Annotated in this window: 16 protein-coding genes; 7 read left to right on the top strand and 9 right to left on the bottom strand. The window is 74.1% G+C overall.

Annotated features, from left to right (window positions below):
• Positions 1-107 precede the first annotated feature (107 nt).
• On the bottom strand, positions 108-968 hold the full coding sequence (locus tag ACZ50K_RS33475; protein ID WP_468910278.1) for an SDR family NAD(P)-dependent oxidoreductase: 861 nt from the start codon (positions 966-968) through the stop codon (positions 108-110).
• Positions 969-1,076: 108 nt separating this feature from the next.
• Here ACZ50K_RS33475 and ACZ50K_RS33470 point away from each other — a divergent pair, with 108 nt between their 5' ends.
• A complete protein-coding gene (locus tag ACZ50K_RS33470) occupies positions 1,077-1,598 on the top strand; it encodes a MarR family winged helix-turn-helix transcriptional regulator (protein ID WP_468910275.1) in 522 nt (173 codons plus the stop codon).
• Positions 1,599-2,521: 923 nt separating this feature from the next.
• Here ACZ50K_RS33470 and ACZ50K_RS33465 read toward each other — a convergent pair.
• Positions 2,522-4,258, bottom strand: coding sequence for an amidase (locus tag ACZ50K_RS33465; protein ID WP_468910272.1), 1,737 nt, complete (start codon positions 4,256-4,258; stop codon positions 2,522-2,524).
• A gap of 92 nt (positions 4,259-4,350) precedes the next feature.
• On the opposite strand from ACZ50K_RS33465, the gene ACZ50K_RS33460 reads away from it, so the two are divergent.
• Together ACZ50K_RS33460 and ACZ50K_RS33455 are read left to right on the top strand one after the other, a co-directional pair.
• The gene (locus ACZ50K_RS33460; RefSeq protein ID WP_468910270.1) at positions 4,351-4,965 is read left to right on the top strand and encodes a TetR/AcrR family transcriptional regulator; all 615 of its coding nucleotides are present in this window, start codon (positions 4,351-4,353) and stop codon (positions 4,963-4,965) included.
• Positions 4,966-5,051: 86 nt separating this feature from the next.
• Positions 5,052-5,267: a DUF6243 family protein gene (locus ACZ50K_RS33455; RefSeq protein WP_468910268.1), complete on the top strand. Its 216-nt coding sequence runs from the start codon at positions 5,052-5,054 to the stop codon at positions 5,265-5,267.
• A gap of 63 nt (positions 5,268-5,330) precedes the next feature.
• Here the strand turns inward: ACZ50K_RS33455 and metX are convergent, their stop codons facing one another.
• The 4 genes from metX to ACZ50K_RS33435 all read right to left on the bottom strand — a co-directional run bounded on the left by metX (position 5,331) and on the right by ACZ50K_RS33435 (position 9,941).
• The gene (gene metX / locus ACZ50K_RS33450) at positions 5,331-6,416 is read right to left on the bottom strand and encodes a homoserine O-acetyltransferase MetX (RefSeq protein ID WP_468910265.1); all 1,086 of its coding nucleotides are present in this window, start codon (positions 6,414-6,416) and stop codon (positions 5,331-5,333) included.
• A 71-nt stretch (positions 6,417-6,487) separates the two neighbouring features.
• On the bottom strand, positions 6,488-7,852 hold the full coding sequence (locus ACZ50K_RS33445; protein ID WP_468910263.1) for a bifunctional o-acetylhomoserine/o-acetylserine sulfhydrylase: 1,365 nt from the start codon (positions 7,850-7,852) through the stop codon (positions 6,488-6,490).
• A gap of 43 nt (positions 7,853-7,895) precedes the next feature.
• Positions 7,896-9,359: a hypothetical protein gene (locus ACZ50K_RS33440; protein WP_468910260.1), complete on the bottom strand. Its 1,464-nt coding sequence runs from the start codon at positions 9,357-9,359 to the stop codon at positions 7,896-7,898.
• A 309-nt stretch (positions 9,360-9,668) separates the two neighbouring features.
• Positions 9,669-9,941, bottom strand: a complete 273-nt coding sequence (locus ACZ50K_RS33435; protein ID WP_468910257.1) for a hypothetical protein — start codon at positions 9,939-9,941, stop codon at positions 9,669-9,671.
• 100 nt (positions 9,942-10,041) lie between these two features.
• On the opposite strand from ACZ50K_RS33435, the gene ACZ50K_RS33430 reads away from it, so the two are divergent.
• Together ACZ50K_RS33430 and ACZ50K_RS33425 are read left to right on the top strand one after the other, a co-directional pair.
• Entirely contained in the window at positions 10,042-10,164 is a 123-nt protein-coding gene (locus ACZ50K_RS33430; RefSeq protein ID WP_468910255.1) for a hypothetical protein, read from the top strand.
• Positions 10,165-10,371: 207 nt separating this feature from the next.
• Entirely contained in the window at positions 10,372-11,184 is an 813-nt protein-coding gene (locus ACZ50K_RS33425; protein ID WP_468910252.1) for a DUF4328 domain-containing protein, read from the top strand.
• Positions 11,185-11,218: 34 nt separating this feature from the next.
• Here ACZ50K_RS33425 and ACZ50K_RS33420 read toward each other — a convergent pair whose 3' ends face one another.
• Positions 11,219-12,085 (bottom strand): GNAT family N-acetyltransferase, encoded by an 867-nt coding sequence (locus tag ACZ50K_RS33420; protein WP_468910250.1) that lies wholly within the window; start codon positions 12,083-12,085, stop codon positions 11,219-11,221.
• A 204-nt stretch (positions 12,086-12,289) separates the two neighbouring features.
• Between ACZ50K_RS33420 and ACZ50K_RS33415 the strand changes: the two genes are divergently transcribed.
• Entirely contained in the window at positions 12,290-12,490 is a 201-nt protein-coding gene (locus ACZ50K_RS33415; RefSeq protein WP_468910247.1) for a hypothetical protein, read from the top strand.
• 92 nt (positions 12,491-12,582) lie between these two features.
• On the opposite strand, the gene ACZ50K_RS33410 is transcribed toward ACZ50K_RS33415, so the two are convergent.
• Positions 12,583-13,389, bottom strand: a complete 807-nt coding sequence (locus ACZ50K_RS33410) for a hypothetical protein (RefSeq protein ID WP_468910244.1) — start codon at positions 13,387-13,389, stop codon at positions 12,583-12,585.
• Entirely contained in the window at positions 13,389-14,327 is a 939-nt protein-coding gene (locus ACZ50K_RS33405) for an MbnB/TglH/ChrH family RiPP precursor modification enzyme (RefSeq protein ID WP_468910241.1), read from the bottom strand. Before ACZ50K_RS33405 ends, ACZ50K_RS33410 begins: the two co-directional genes overlap by 1 nt.
• A 343-nt stretch (positions 14,328-14,670) precedes the next feature.
• On the opposite strand from ACZ50K_RS33405, the gene ACZ50K_RS33400 reads away from it, so the two are divergent.
• Positions 14,671-14,910: a hypothetical protein gene (locus ACZ50K_RS33400; protein WP_468910238.1), complete on the top strand. Its 240-nt coding sequence runs from the start codon at positions 14,671-14,673 to the stop codon at positions 14,908-14,910.
• Positions 14,911-14,915 lie beyond the last annotated feature (5 nt).

The following is a 14,915-nucleotide window of genomic DNA, read 5'->3' as shown; positions in this document are numbered from 1 at the left end:
ACCGCGGTCCGACTCCCGGCCGCCGGGACACTAGACCATGGAAACGTCAGATGATGCAATGAAACGATCGTTTCCCGATCGCGGTATGCCCGTCGGGGAGGTGCGGGTCAGGCGATCCAGGCGCCGGTGGTGGAGAGGACGGCGGAGCCGTCGAGGTCGGCCAGTTTGGCGGCGACGAACCGGCGGGCCCATTCGGAGGTCTGGATGCGGAAGGGCGGCCGGTCCGCGGTGAGCGCCTCGGTCACCGACAGGGCGGCCTCCGCGGCGGTCTGCGGTTCGACGTACTGGGCGGTGGTGCGGCTGATGTAGGCGTCCAGCTGGGGGCCGTAGATCCCGGCCCGGCCGACGGCCTGCTGGAGGTCGATGCCGAGGTTGGCGACGAACTCGGTGGCCACCGCGCCGGGTTCGATCACGGAGACGGATACCCCGTGGGCCGCGGCCAGGGGCGCCAGGCTCTCCATGTACCCCTCGACGGCGAACTTGGCGGCGCAGTAGGCCTCGTTGAAGGGCTGGCCGATGATGCCGCCGACGCTGGTGACGGTGATCAGACGGCCGCCGGTGGCGCGCAGATGGGGCAGGGCCGCCTTGGAGATGTTGAGCACTCCGAAGAAGTTGACCTCCATCACCTCGCGGACCTCGGCCACCGGCTCGTTCTCCAGGGTGCCCAGATGTCCGGCGCCGGCGTTGTTGACCACGGCGTCCAGGCGGCCGTGGTCGGCGAGGACGGCCTCGATCACGGAGATGCCCATGGCCTCGTCGGTGACGTCCAGCCGGCGGATGTCCAGCTCGACCTCCGCCTCGGCGGCGGCCTTGCGGAGGGCGTCGGCGCGGGCGGGGTCGCGCAGGGTGGCGACCGTGGTCCAGCCGGCCCGGGCGGCGCCGATCGCGGCGGCGAGGCCGATGCCGGAGGAGGTGCCGGTGATCAGGACGACCTTGGGGGAGGCGGGGGCGGGAGCAGGGGTGGACATGGTCCGGCCTTTCGGGAGGGAGGGGTGGGGGCGACGCCGCGAATATCAGTGCGTGTACACACACCATAATATATGTGTGTGCGCACACGCAAATGTTAGGCTTGCGGCATGCCGAAGAAGAAGCTCACCCAGGCGGAGATGCCGGGGGCCGACCACGCCTTCTACGGGCTCGTCTGGGCCGGCACCGTACTGACGGACCGCGTGGACCGCGCCCTGGTCAAAGCACACGACCTGCCCGTCTCCTGGTTCGAGGTGCTGCTCTGGCTCGCCTCCAGCCCCGATCCCGTCCCGGTCTCGGTCCTCGGCAACAGCACCATGCTCAGCCGCAGCCAGGTGTCCCGCGTCGTCGACACCCTGCAGAGCCGCGAACTCGTCACCCGAACCCCCTCCGCACGGGACGCCCGCTCCGTGGAGGTCTCCCTCACACCGGCCGGGCGCCGGCTCTTCGAAGCGGCCGACGCCACCCGCCGGGCCTCCCTGGCCCCCGTCTTCACCGACCTCCTCGACGAGGACGACCTGCGGGCGCTCAGCACCGTGTGGCACAAGCTCAAGGCCCACAAGGAAGCCCACAGGGAAGCGCCTGAGGAGCCCCGCCGGCCGGCCGGCCCGGGACCCGGCCCCGGCCGATGACGGCCGCGGCCGTACTGGCCGCCACCTGGAGGTGGAGCGGGCCGGAACGCGTCTGACGGCCTCTGTGCGGCTGGTCGCCGACCGGAGGTTCGCCGTCGAGGGATCGCCGCCGCCCGCGCTGCTGGACGTATGGCTGGACGGGGTCACGGACATCGACTTCGACCTCGCCGGCACACGGGTGGCGGGAGCGACCCTGGACCGCGGCGAGCGGGGGATCGTGATCTCGCTCGGGTCGGGCGGGCGGCTCCGCGCCGCCGTCGGCGAGTGGGCCCTGGACGATCGGTCCTGGCACCTGTCGGCCGCCGGTCGGAGGGCGGACGCGGTCACCCCGCCCCGCACCGGCCGCCCGGACCGTGCCCGCCCGGCCCCCGGCGGCGAGCTGGGCGCCGACGCGCAGGCCGCCGCCCGGCTGCTGCACACGGCCATGCTGGAACTCCGTTCGGTCCGGTACGCCGCGCGGGCCGACCGCGTGCCCGTGCTCGGCCTGTGCCACGCCTTCGCGGGAGCGGGGAGCCAGATCCTGGCCGCCGGTTCGCGGCGCGGTGCCCGCCGCCGGGAGGCCGCCTTCCGGGATCTGATCCGTACCTGGTCGGACCGGGGCGGCCCGGCCCTCGCCCGCTGGTTCGCCCAGGTCCTCACGGAACGGAGCGGCCGCCCGGACCTCGTCGGGTCGTCCCGGCCGCCCGAGGACGGGCGCCCCCGGCTCCCCGCCGGGGAACCGCCCGCGCGGGCGGTTCTGGTGATGGCCGCCTGGACGGCGGCCCACACCGACCACGGGACGGAACGCGCGTCGGAGGCGCGGCTCCAGCTCGCCCTGCCGCCCCGCGCCGGGCAGGACCCGTCCGGGCCCTGGAGGCTGCGCGCCGTCGGCTGCGCCCGGCCGAGCGCCTTCCGGCTCCGCACCGAAGCGTTCCGGGGGCCCGTCAGCCGTTCGGCAGCCGCGGGGTGCGCCCCGGCTCCGTGCGCCGGTCGCCGGTGGTCTCGAAGGCCGCGGCGAGGGCGAGCAGCGCGTTGTCGTCGTAGGCGCGGCCGGCGAAGGTCAGTCCGACCGGCATGCCGGTGTCCGCCATGGTGCCCATCGGCACGGTGACCGTCGGGATGCCCAGGTGGCGGGGGACCAGGTTGCCGTTCGCGACCCAGACGCCGTTGCGCCAGCCGAGGTCGGCGGACTCCACGCTGACGTCCATGTCCGCGGGCCCGATGTCGGCGACGGCGGGGAACACCACCGCGTCCAGGCCGAGCCCGTCCATCCACAGCTCCAGGTCGACCCGCCGGGTCTCCTCCAGCCCGCGCAGCCCCTCTTCGAGGTGCGGCATCTCGGCCGGGGAGGCGTACGGGCGCTCGCGCACCAGCCGCGGGTAGTCGTCGATGGTGTCGTCGAACCCGGTGTAGCGGTCGGGGAGCTCGCCCGGCTGCTTGGGCCAGATGCGGGCGCCGTCCACCGCGTCCAGGCCGGGGAGCGCCGGGTCGCCGTTGGCGCGCAGGAAGTCGTCCCAGGCCCAGGCGGACAGGTCCTCGATCTCGAAGGTGAGGTACTCGCGGCTCACCAGCCCCCGGGTGGGCAGCGAGGGCGCGCCCGGGCGGTCGGACTCGTAGTTGGTGACCACGGGGAAGTCGACCACGACCACCTCGGCGCCGGCCGCCTCCAGGTCGCGGCGCGCGGCCTCCCACAGGGCGATCACCGAGGGGCGGGTGTCGATGCGCTGCCCGGTGGAGCCGCCGATGCCGCCGTCGGGGTTGGTGCCCGCGCCGGGGTCGGCGTTGACGTACATCCCGGGTACGCCCACCCGCTTGCCGGCGAGCGCTCCGCGCGCGGCCTCGGCGTCGGCGGGCGCGAGGGCCGGGTAGGAGTCGGGCCGCACCTGGGAGGGCGCGGGCAGCGCCACCCACGGCTGGGTGCGCCACAGGTCGCCGCGCGGGTCGGCGTCGTCGGCCACGATCACGTCGAGGAGTTCGAGGAGGTCGGCCATGGTGCGGGTGTGCGGGACCACGACGTCCATGGTCGGGACCAGCGGCCAGTTGCCGCGTACGGAGATCACGCCGCGGCTGGGCGTGTAGGCGCACAGGGCGTTGTTCGACGCGGGTGCCCGGCCCGAGGACCAGGTCTCCTCGCCGAGTCCGAACGCGCCGAACGAGGCCGCCGTCGCGGTGCCCGAGCCGTTGGAGGAGCCGGAGCCGTAGGCGCTGGTCAGCCAGTCGGCGCTGTACGGGCTCTCGGCGCGGCCGTAGACCCCGCGCTGCATGCCGCCGTTCGCCATCGGGGGCATGTTGGTCAGCCCGATGAGGACGGCCCCGCCGGCCCGCAGCCGCTCGATGGCGAAGGCGTCGTGCTGGGCGACGAGGTGTTCGAAGGCGGGGGAGCCGGCGGCGGCCGTGAGCCCCTTCGCGAGGTAGCTGTCCTTCGCGGTGTAGGGGATGCCGTCCAGCGGGCCGAGGGTCTCGCCGCGCGCGCGGCGGGCGTCCGAGGCCTCCGCGTCGGCGCGGGCGTCCGGGTTCATCACCACCATGGCGTTCAGGGCGGTGGCCGTCCCGGGACGGTCGTACGCCTCGATCCGCGCGAGATAGGCGTCGAGCAGCCCGACCGCGGTGGTCTCGCCCTTCTCCAGCGCCGTGCGCAGGTCGGCGATACAGGTCTCCACAACATCGAATCCGCGCGTCATGCGCTGGCCTCCCGGATCACGGCGTAACAAGACGTACTAACTAGATTTTCAGTCTAGACTAGGGATCTAATTTCCAGAACCGAGGAGAGCGCATGCCGCCGGTCGACAGGAGGCGCCAGCCCAGCGGGGACGGGGCGCGGGGGCGCGCGATGCGGGCGGCCATCACCGTCATCGCCGAGAAGGGCACCGCCGCCGTCCGGATGTCGGACATCGCCGAGCGGGCCGGCATGAGCACCGGCCACATCCTCTACCACTTCGGCAGGAAGGACCGGCTGCTCCTCGAAGTCCTCGCCTGGAGCGAGGCGGACCTCGGGACCCGCTTCCAGCAGGCCGCCGACGAGGCCGCCGGACCCGAGGAGAAACTGGAGCTCTTCGTCCGCTACTACCTGCCCCGCCACCCGGGCGACGAACGCTACGCCCTGTGGACCCAGGTGCTCGCCCAGCGCCACGACGCCGAAGGCCGGCGACTCCTCACCGAGCTCCTCGACACCTGGGACGAGCGGCTGGAGACGATCGTGCTGGAGGGCCGGGCCCTCGGCCGGTTCACGGAGGTCGACCTGCCCGAGTTCGTCATCCGGTCGGTGGCCATGCTGAGCGGACTCGCCGAGGACGTGATGTTCGGACGGGAGCGCTGGCAGCACACCTCCGCCCACACCTTCGCCCTGTCCGCCCTCGCACGCGAACTGCGCCCGCCCGGCCGTGCCTGACCCGACGGAACGGACGGAGCCGGGCGGACGCCGGGGCGGCGAAAGGCTGGTGCGCGGAGGCGCCGGGACCGGGTAACGTCCTGGCCATGACCGTGAGCAAGAACATCAACAACCCCATCGGCCAGGGCGGCGGCCAGCGCAAGCGGCTGTCCCGCGCCGAGCGCCAGGAGAACGGCCCGCACCGCAACCGCGACCGCCAGGGCGCCGCCGACCAGAAGGCCGAGCTGCTCCGCAAGATGCGCGAGAAGGCCGGCAAGCCCGACACCACGCCGCAGCCGGCGGACGACACCACCCAGAGCTGACGCGGCTGACGCACGACTGACACGGGGCAGGGCCCGGGACCGCGTCCCGGGCCCTGCCCCGTGTCAGTCGGCCGGCAGGAGTTCCCGGACCAGCGGGGCGACCTGGGGAGTCTCCAGGAGGAAGCCGTCGTGGCCGTGCGGGGAGCGGATGATGCGGGCGGTGTCCGCCGACGGGATGCCGGCCGCCAGTTCCCGCTGCTGGTCGAGCGGGTAGAGGCGGTCGGAGTCCACCCCGGCCACCAGGGTCCGCGCCCGGACCCGGGCCAGGGCCGCGCGCCGGCCCCCGCGGCCACGCCCGATGTCGTGGGTGTTCATCGCCTCGACCAGGGCGACATAACTCCCCGCGTCGAACCGCCCCACCAGCTTGGCCGCCTGGTGGTCCAGATAGGACTCGACGCCGTACCGGCCGCCGCGCCACGGATCCTCCCCCCGCTGCGCCTCGTGACCGAAGCGGGTCTCCAGCTCCCCGGCCGACCGGTAGGTGATGTGCGCGATCCGGCGGGCGATGCCCAGACCCGTGTGCGGACCCCGCCCCGGCCCGGCACCGTGGTAGTCACCGCCCCGCCAGTGCGGGTCGGCGCGGATCGCGTGCAGCTGCGCCCCGGCCCAGGCGATCTGGTCCGCGCTCGCCGCGGCCGGACAGGCCAGCAGCAACAGCGCGGCCACCCGGTCCGGTTCGCCCACCGCCCACTCCAGCGCCCGCATCCCGCCCATCGAACCGCCGACCACCAGCGCCCAGCGCCCGATCCCCAGCGCGTCCGCGAGCCCGCGCTCGGCCCGCACCTGGTCGCGCTGGGTCAGCCGGGGGAAGGCCCCGCCCCACGGCCGACCGCCCGGGCCCGCGGAAGCCGGACCGGTACTGCCCTGGCAGCCGCCCAGCACGTTCGGCGCCACCACGAACCAGCGGTCCGTGTCCAGCGCCCGGCCCGGCCCCACCAGCGCGTCCCACCAGCCCGCCGTCGGATGACCGGGACCCGCCGCACCCGCCACATGGCTGTCACCGGTCAGCGCGTGCAGCACGAGGACCGCGTTGGACCGGTCCGGCGCCGGCCGCCCCCAGGTCTCGTACGCCAGCCGCACCCCGGGGAGTACCCCGCCCGCCTCCAGGGCCAGCGGCCCGTCGAGCGCGTGCCACCGGCGGCGGCCCACCGGGTCGCCCTCCCGCCACGCACCCGTGGCGGGAGGGAGCACCCCGGTGGCCGGGCCCCCGGTGGCCGGGTTCAGGACGCTTCCTTCGCGGCGCGGAACCCCGCCTCCAGATCGGCCTTGAGGTCGGCCGGGTTCTCGATGCCGACCGACAGCCGCACCAGCCCCGGGCCGGTACCGGTGGCCGCCAGCTGCGCCTCGTCGAGCTGGCTGTGGGTGGTGGAGGCGGGATGGATCACCAGACTGCGCACATCACCGATGTTGGCCAGGTGGCTGAACAGCTCCAGCCCGTCCACGAACCGCCGGCCCGCCTCCACACCGCCCCGCAGCTCGAACGAGAGCACCGCCCCGGCACCGCGCGGCAGATAGCGGCGCCCCGCCTCGTACCAGCGGTTGGACGGCAGCCCCGGGTAGTGGACGGCGGAGACCTCGTCGCGCCCCTCCAGCCACTCCGCCAGGTGCTGCGCGTTCGCGGAATGCCGCTCCAGCCGCAGGCTCAGCGTCTCCACGCCCTGGAGCAGCAGGAACGCCGAGTGCGGGGCGATGGCGGGACCGAGGTCCCGGAGCAGCTGCACGCGCAGCTTCACCGCGTACGCACCCGGCCCGAGGGCCGGCCAGTACCGCAGGCCCTGGTAGCTGGGGTCGGGCTCGGTGAACCCGGGGAACCGCTCGGGATGCGCCCCGAAGTCGAAGGTCCCCGCGTCGACCACCACCCCGCCGAGCGTGGTGCCGTGCCCGCCGAGGAACTTGGTGGCCGAGTGGACGACCACGTCCGCCCCGTGCTCGATCGGCCGCAGCAGGTACGGGGTCGGCACCGTGTTGTCCACGATCAGCGGCAGACCCGCCGCGTGGGCGACGTCGGCCACCCCCCGGACGTCGAGGACGTTGCCGCGCGGGTTGCCGAGCGTCTCGGCGAAGAAGGCCTTGGTGTTCGGTCGTACGGCGGCCCGCCAGGCGTCGAGGTCGTCGGGGTCCGCCACGAAGGAGATCTCGATGCCGAACCTCGGGAGGGTGTGGCGGAAGAGGTTGTAGGTGCCGCCGTAGAGCGAGGCGCTGGAGACGATGTGGTCGCCCGCCGACGCCACCGTCAGGAGCGCGAGGGTCTCCGCGGCCTGCCCGGAGGCGAGCGCGACGGCCGCCACACCCCCCTCCAGGGCGGCGACGCGCTGCTCCAGCGCGTCCTGGGTGGGGTTGTGGATCCGGGTGTAGATGTTCCCCGGTTCGGCGAGGGAGAACAGGTCGGAGGCGTGCCGGGTGTCCCGGAAGACGAACGAGGTGGTCTGGTAGATGGGCACCGCGCGGGCGCCGGTGACCGGATCGGGGGAGGTGCCGGCATGCAGCTGCTTGGTCTCGAAGGACCAGTCGGTGACGGCGTCGGCGTCGGTGTCACCGCCGGTGGCGGGGTCGGCGGCGGCGGTGGGATCGGTGTGCTGGCTCATGGGTCTCCTCGGAGCTGAGGTGGCGGGGGCGAGGCGGTGACGGTCAGCGCTTGGAGATGCGGACCACCCCGGTGGTCGTGCCCTGGTAGAGGGTCCCGTCGGGGGCGGCCGACCCCCGCATCTGGAGCGGGTTGTAGACCAGCCCGATGCCCAGGAAGGAGCCGGCGAGCTGGGCGCCGGTGGCCGGGTCGATGACCGAATGGTGGTACTGGGCGAAGGTGTTCAGCCCCGCGCTGCCGGTCGGTCCGGTCACCGAGACGGTGTAGATCTTCCCGTCGGCCAGCGAGAGCCGGGGCAGCGCGGCCGACTTCACCGAGCTGTTCCACACCACCTCGCAGCCCGTGCCCTGCGGGTTGACGTCGATCCGGCTGAGACCCCCGTCGAAGTTCGCGGAGGAGGGGCTGCTCGCCGGCGCCCCCTCGGGCAGCGCCGGATACGGGTACCCGTACGTGTTGGTCACGAACACGCTGCGGCCGGTGGCGATCACCGCGTCCTCGGTGCCGCTGCGCGCGTGCTGGGTCAGTACGGGGATCCGGCAGACCGGGTCGGGCCCGCCGGCCGCCCGGTAGACGAGCAGGTTCCCGTGCGGGGCCGCGTTGTCGACGATGGCGACGTACTCGGTGCCGCTGCCCGGTCCGAAGAAGCTCGGAGTGGTGCCGGTGCCCCAGCTCAGCTGGCCGGGCTTGCGGCCCGGGCCCCGGTCGTAGGGGGCCCGCCAGTCCACCACCGGAGTGCCGTCCGGGGCGGCCGACAAGAGGTACAGGGCACGATCGGTGGCGACGGCGGTCCGGCCGGGCACGGTGGAGATGCTGTTCTGCACCCCCTCGCCGGTGCTGATGCTGCGCACCGCCCCGGTGCCGGTGTCGACCGTCCCGATGACGCCACCGCTGGTGGCGAACCAGACCCGGCCGTCCCAGGCGGGGGTCAGACCGACGATGTTGTCCCCGGCGGGGACCGCCGTGCCGAGCGGCGTGGACTCGTCGATCCGGAGCGCCCAGCCGGATCCGGACCGGTGGTGGCCGATGCGGAGGAGGTGGTTGGTCCCGTCGACGACGACGAGCCGGTCCTGGTGGTCCAGATAGGCGTAGACGCCGCCGAAGAGGCTGCCCTTGGGCAGGGCGAGCGAGGCGAGGTCGGCGCCGGTCGCGGGGTCGAGCAGGTGCACGGTCGGGGTCTGGCCGAAGATGGTGGTGCAGAGGGTCACGACGAGGCCGTCGCCGCCCACGACCACGGTCGGGCAGGCCGAGGCCAGCGCGGTGCGCGCGTAGTCGATGCCGCCGGTGCCGGGACCCGGGTAGGGGGTGGTGCCGCTGGAGGCGCTGTCCCCGTGCATGGTCGCGGCACCGTTGGCCGCGGTGGCCGGGTTCTGCGGCGCCTGCGGCCCGTACGGGGAGACCGGGTCGGAGGCGGAGGCGGGCGGCCCGCCGAGACCGGCGGCGCCGAGCGTGACGGCGAGGGAGAAGGCGAGCACGGCGAGGCGCCCGCCCGAGGGCAGGGAGAACGGCATCGGGGGTCCTAGGAGCGGAGGGTGAGTGGGTGAGAGGTGCCGTCGAGTACGCCGTGGTGTCGCGGGGGTCGGCCGCCACGGCGGAGTCGAGGGCACGGCGGCTGCCGATGGTGCGGCCCGGCCCCCCTCGTTCCGTGCGGGGGTGCTCCTCGGAACGGCTCTGGCAGGGACGCTAGCCCCTGCCGGGACGATCCGGGTCGGCCTGCGGCCGCCCGCCACAGGCTGTTCACGCAGTTCACGTTCCCGCAGCACGCGGGCAACAGGCGGCGGGGGGAAGGGGGTTGCCCGCCGTGCCCGCCTGCCCGGTGCTCAGCCCGCTGTCCGGCCTCCGGGCTCCGGCGCGGCCGGGTCGGCCCCGGGGGCGACGGTGATCCGGGCGGTCCAGGACCAGGGCTCCCGGGGCGGATCCCAGCTCACCTCCACCTCGGTGTCGTGGAACTGCCGGACGAGCTCCGTCACCATCAGGGCCGCCGCGGACCGGGCGTCCTGCGGGTCGGTATCGTCCGGCACGCCGAGGCTCCCGCGGAGCATTCCGCCGTCCACGCCGAGGATGCTGTGGCGCCAGCCCTCGGGCGTCGCCAACAGGACGATGCCCTGGGGTGGTTGCCGGCCGGCTACTCGGTGATACCGCGTAGTGGTACTCGGTGCTACGGAGTAGCGGGAGAGGGGAGGGCGGTCGGCGGTGGAGGACCTGACGGAGATGCTGAAGGGCACGCTCGAAGGCTGCGTGCTCGAAATCCTCGACGGCGAGGACGCCGCCGCCTTCGCGGACGGCCTGATCGCGGACACGCCTACCTATGCGTAGGCCCACCAGGCGGCCGTCAGGCCGTAGCCATCCCGCGATGTCACCCCCCCCACCCCCCCCAGCACCATGGCTGACCAGCGGAAACGGATGGACTTCGGGCAGCGGTGCCCGTAAGGTCGGCGCGGCTCCGTCGCAACGCCGCGCCCTGGCACGCCGCGCCCTGCGGAGACCGCATCTTCAGGCCGTTCCCGTGGGGGGTACACCGTCATGTCCGTCAACACGCCCGGAACCACACCACCACCGTCGGCTTCCGGCCCCGCCGACCCCGGCACGACCACCACGCCCACCGCACCCATCACGCCCTTCCCGGGCCCGTCCACCGCTCTGGGCGCCCAAACCGGCCGTACCGCCAAGCCCGTCACCCTCCGGTCGCCGCTGGGGCTGTGCACCGCCCTGACGGTGCTGCTCGGAGTGACTGCCGTGGTCAACCTCTTCGGTGTGGCCGTGGACGGACACATGTGGTCCCTGCTGGGCTCCGCGGTCCAGGACCCCTTCGCCTCCACGGACGCCGACCTGGACCGGGCGGACCGGCTCAACACCCTCGCCGGAACACTCCAGACACTCCCGCTGGCACCGACCATGGTGGTCTTCCTCGTGTGGTTCCACCGGGTTCGCGCCAACGGCGAGTACTTCCGTCCCGACGGCTTCACCAGCGGCCGCGGCTGGGCGATCGGGTCCTGGTTCATCCCGGTGGCCAACCTGTGGATGCCGTACCGGATCGCCCTCCAGACCTGGCACGCCAGCACCCCCGACGCGCCGAGGGACGCCACCCGCCGCGCCTCCATCGCACCGGTTGCCGCCTGGTGGCTGGTCTGGGCGGTCTCCCTCGTCCTGGACCGTGCCGCAAGCCGCTACTACGTCAGGGCGGAAACGGTCGAGGAGTTCCAGGACGCGACGATGCTCGTCCTCGTGTCCGACGCCATGACGGTCCTGGCCGTCGTCTTCGTCCGCAGGCTCACGGCGATGCAGAACCACATGGCCACCGGGGCCCCGGGGCCGGCCGCCGCACCCCAGGCCTGAGCGAGGGCCGGGCGCACAATCCGGCACGGCGGGGTCAGGTGCCGCGGGTGCGGTCCCGGACCTCCGGCTGGGCCCGGAAGCCGGCCGCCTTGTACGTGGCGACGGCGGCGGCGTTCGCACTCTGGGTGCAGACGCGCACGCTCGACGCGCCCATCTCGCGCAGCGCGACCGCCCCGGCCAGGGTGATCGCCCGGCCGAAGCCGCGCCGGTGGTGGTCCGCGTGGACCCCCATCGGCTCGACCAGCCCCGGCCTGCCGGGACCGGCCGACCACACCGTCACCATCGCCACCGCGTCGCCCCGGTCGTCGTAGGCGCCCAGGCAGCGGGCGTCCCGGAAGAACGGGCCCGCCGACAGCGGGCGCCAGTACTCACGGGCGGGGCGGCTGCCCCCGAAAGCGGACCGCAGCACCTCGGCGAATTCCCGCGCCCGCTCGGGGCCGATCTCCCGGATGCGTACGCCCGGGTCCTCGACCGGCTCCGCGAGGCCGCGGAAGAGCGGCGTCCACGGCTCGTCGACGCCCCAGCCGCCCGCGGTCAGCAGGTCGTGCAGGAGGAGTCCGGGCGGGACCTCGACCGATACCGGTCCCTCCGGCAGCACCCCCCGCTCGGGCAGCGAGAGGTCCTCGACGAGGCGCCGTGCAAGTCCTTCGTCCCGGGAGGCGTCCGGGGCGAGGGTCATCCGCAGCACCGTCGGGGAGTCCAGCAGGCCCACGGCGCGGATCCGGCCGTCCCGGCGCCAGATCCGGACCGCGGAGGCCGTCTCGGCCGCCCCGAGCCGGTGGTGCCAGCCGATGTCGCCCGCGTGCAACTGCATCGGCGCTCGGTCGTCCTGCCACTCCCGCAGCGCGGCCATGGCCTCGCGGGTCCCTTGGGACGCAGGGGTCCCCAGCGTGATCGTCATACCCCGGATCCCACACGCAGGCACTGGAGGGCTGCAAGTGATTTGCGGGTGCCGGGGTGCCGGGGTGCCGGGGGGTGTGGCCCGGTGGAGGTCCCCGGGTCGTCCGGTGGATCCTGCGGTCGGGTGACGACGTGGCCCGCGCCCGAGACGCACGGTGGAGGCACAGGCAGGCAAGACCGCGATACACCGCGAAGGAGCGGGACCATGATCCGCACGGAGAGCCCGGCACAGGACAGGATCCACCAGATGGCCGACCGCTACGAGGTGCGTACGGGAGACGGCCGGGTCCGGGGCGAGTACCTCTCGCTCGACGCCGCCGAGTGGGCGCTCAGCCACCGCTTCGCCCCGGCGGCGGCCACCGCGCAGCGCGTCCGGGAAGCCGTCGTGCTCCCGACCCGCTCCTGATCCCTTGTTCCCCTGATCCACCAGTGATCCACCAGGGCCCCCGCAGCAATCGCTGCGGGGGCCCTGTCGCTCATGGACCTTCACATGGACCTTCATACGGTCGGAGGGCGGCCCTGGCGGCCGAGTGGGAGTGCCGGGCGCACGATGTCGCCGGTCACCAGCTGTTCCAGCAGGCCCAGGGCCGCCGCCTCGGGCAGGTCGGCGTCCCGGGCGGCCTCACGGCCCGTACGGGTGCCGTCGCAGAGGGCCAGCAGCAGTCCGGTGCCCGCCCCGATCCGGTAGGCGCGCAGCGGGGCGTCCCAGGAGCGCTGGAGCAGTACGGTCACCTCCTCGCGCGGGAGCCGGACCGGTGCCTCGGGGTCGGTGACGTCGTGCCCGTACGTCGCCACCCGTACGGCCGGGGACAGGACCAGCCGGACCCCGTCGGCCCGCGGGGGCGGCGCCGTGAGCGCTGGAGGGGGGCCGGGGCGGCAGGCCTCGGCGGCGACGGTGTCGTTGAGCAGCAGGTACTGGTCGAGTTCGAACCGGCCGAAGTCGGCCGTCGCGGGCGGCAGCCCCGCGAAGGCCAGCAGGTGCTCGCAGGCCCGGACGATCCCCATCGGCTCGTCGGGATCCTCGCGCAGCGTGGTCGTGGTCAGGAAGGCGTCCAGGACTCCCGGATGGTGCTCGGCGAGTTCCTCCACCGTCCGGGGGATCCCGACCGAGAGGTGGATCCGGCGCTTTGCGCCGCTCTCCTCGGCCATGAAGGCGTAGCTGTCCCCGTCGACGCCGGTCAGCACCGCCAGCTCCGCGTCGGTCAGGCCGAAGCGGGCCTGGACCTCGCCGGGGTCCTCGCGCAGTACCGGTACCAGGGTCGCGGGGGAGGCGATCACGGAGGCGAACGCCTCGCGCAGACCCATCACCGCACCCCCGTCCGGGCACCGGACCGCCCGCCGCGGGCCCCGTCGAGGATCCGCCGGGCATGGTCGAGTTCGGCCTGGAGCTCGCCGAAGTCTTCGGGGAAGTTCTGGTCGCGCTCCAGCAGGGTGGCCCGTACCGGGGCCCGTGCCACCAGCTCGGTGAGCAGGTCCCAGACGGCCGGCGGGACCGGTTCGCTGTGGGTGTCCAGGTCCATCCGGTCGTCCTCGCCGGCGGTCCCGCCCGCCAGGTGCACCTGTACGACGCGTTCGACGGGGATGGTGTCGAGGAACTCCGTGGGCGAGTAGCCGTGGTTGCGGGCGTTGATGTCCAGGTTCGTCAGGTCGAGCAGCAGCCCGCACTCGCAGTGCTCCATCACCTCGGCGATGAACTGGGCCTCTGACAAAGGCGATTCCAGGTCGATGTAGTAGGTGACGTTCTCCAGGATCAGGGGCCGGCCGACGGCGGCCTGGACCCGCTGTGCGCGCCGGCCCACCTCGCGGGCGATCTCCCGGGTCCGGGGCAGCGGGGTGAGGGTGCCGAGGGCCACTCCGGCCGCGCGGGTGAAGCACAGGTGGTCGCTGAACCAGGGGGCGTCGATCTCGTCGACGAGTGCGGCGAGGGCGTCCAGATAGCGGGGCGAGGGCTCGCGGGGGCCGCCGATGGAGAGTTCCAGGCCGTGCGGGACGATCCGGAACCGGCGGCGCAGTCGCTGGAGGAGGTCGCGGACGTCGGGGGGCGCGAACAGGTAGTGCTCGGTGATCACTTCGAGCCAGTCGACGCGGTTCGCGGGGGAGTCGATGGCGTCCTTGATCTCGGTGCGGTAGCCGATCCCGGAGCCGAGGTAGGGGAGGCCGTCGACCGGCACGGCGGTGGCGGGAGCGGTGCCGGTGGTGGTGGCGGCGGTGGCCTGGGCGGAGTGCGAGGGTGCGGTGGTCATGGGCGGGTCCTCTCACGGTGCGGGCCGGTGCTCTGCGCGTACGGCCTCCTGCGGACACCGTAGGGACGGCTCCGGGCCGGTCCCGTCCTGCGGTCGGCCCATCGACAGGACGACACGCCCCCGCGACGGCCCCGGGGCCGGGGGCCGCCCGATCGGCCGGAGTGCCCGGGTGCCGGTCGTCCTCCGGTTCGGCCGGTCGGACGACACCGGCGGCGGGGCCCGGCGGCTGCACTGGAGGGGTGGTGCGCCCCGCACCGCCCGGGCCGGCACAGCAGAATGCCCGAACCCGCCGTCCCGGCCCCGGCCGGAGGATCGGCCACCGACCGCAGGAGGGACGCGGACGATGAGGAACCACCACGAGCAGGCGAACACGATCACGGCCACCCAGGGCGGGACCGGCCACGACTGGCTCGCCCTGACCGAACTCGGGAGTCGGAGCACCCTGCGGGCCGAGGGCTGGCTGTGCTTCTGCGTGTGCCATGCCATGAACGCGCCCCGCACCTGCGACCGGTCCACGCCCGCCGAGCGCGCACGGGCCCAGCGCATCGACCTGGCCGTCGCGGCGGCCTCCATGGGCCGCTGAGCCGC

This window comes from Streptomyces sp. NPDC033845, assembly GCF_055576225.1.
This window is presented reverse-complemented; position numbering and strand designations above follow the sequence as displayed.

Bases quoted from the DNA above. Each gene is read 5' to 3' on its own strand.
- ACZ50K_RS33465 (WP_468910272.1), bottom strand. From the start codon at position 4,258: ATGACGCGCGGATTCGATGTTGTGGAGACCTGTATCGCCGACCTGCGC.
- ACZ50K_RS33410 (WP_468910244.1), bottom strand. From the start codon at position 13,389: ATGGGTCTGCGCGAGGCGTTCGCCTCCGTGATCGCCTCCCCCGCGACC.
- ACZ50K_RS33400 (WP_468910238.1), top strand. From the start codon at position 14,671: ATGAGGAACCACCACGAGCAGGCGAACACGATCACGGCCACCCAGGGC.
- ACZ50K_RS33425 (WP_468910252.1), top strand. From the start codon at position 10,372: ATGTCCGTCAACACGCCCGGAACCACACCACCACCGTCGGCTTCCGGC.
- ACZ50K_RS33470 (WP_468910275.1), top strand. From the start codon at position 1,077: ATGCCGAAGAAGAAGCTCACCCAGGCGGAGATGCCGGGGGCCGACCAC.
- ACZ50K_RS33475 (WP_468910278.1), bottom strand. From the start codon at position 968: ATGTCCACCCCTGCTCCCGCCCCCGCCTCCCCCAAGGTCGTCCTGATC.
- ACZ50K_RS33420 (WP_468910250.1), bottom strand. From the start codon at position 12,085: ATGACGATCACGCTGGGGACCCCTGCGTCCCAAGGGACCCGCGAGGCC.
- ACZ50K_RS33415 (WP_468910247.1), top strand. From the start codon at position 12,290: ATGATCCGCACGGAGAGCCCGGCACAGGACAGGATCCACCAGATGGCC.
- ACZ50K_RS33460 (WP_468910270.1), top strand. From the start codon at position 4,351: ATGCCGCCGGTCGACAGGAGGCGCCAGCCCAGCGGGGACGGGGCGCGG.
- ACZ50K_RS33455 (WP_468910268.1), top strand. From the start codon at position 5,052: ATGACCGTGAGCAAGAACATCAACAACCCCATCGGCCAGGGCGGCGGC.
- ACZ50K_RS33445 (WP_468910263.1), bottom strand. From the start codon at position 7,852: ATGAGCCAGCACACCGATCCCACCGCCGCCGCCGACCCCGCCACCGGC.
- ACZ50K_RS33405 (WP_468910241.1), bottom strand. From the start codon at position 14,327: ATGACCACCGCACCCTCGCACTCCGCCCAGGCCACCGCCGCCACCACC.
- ACZ50K_RS33440 (WP_468910260.1), bottom strand. From the start codon at position 9,359: ATGCCGTTCTCCCTGCCCTCGGGCGGGCGCCTCGCCGTGCTCGCCTTC.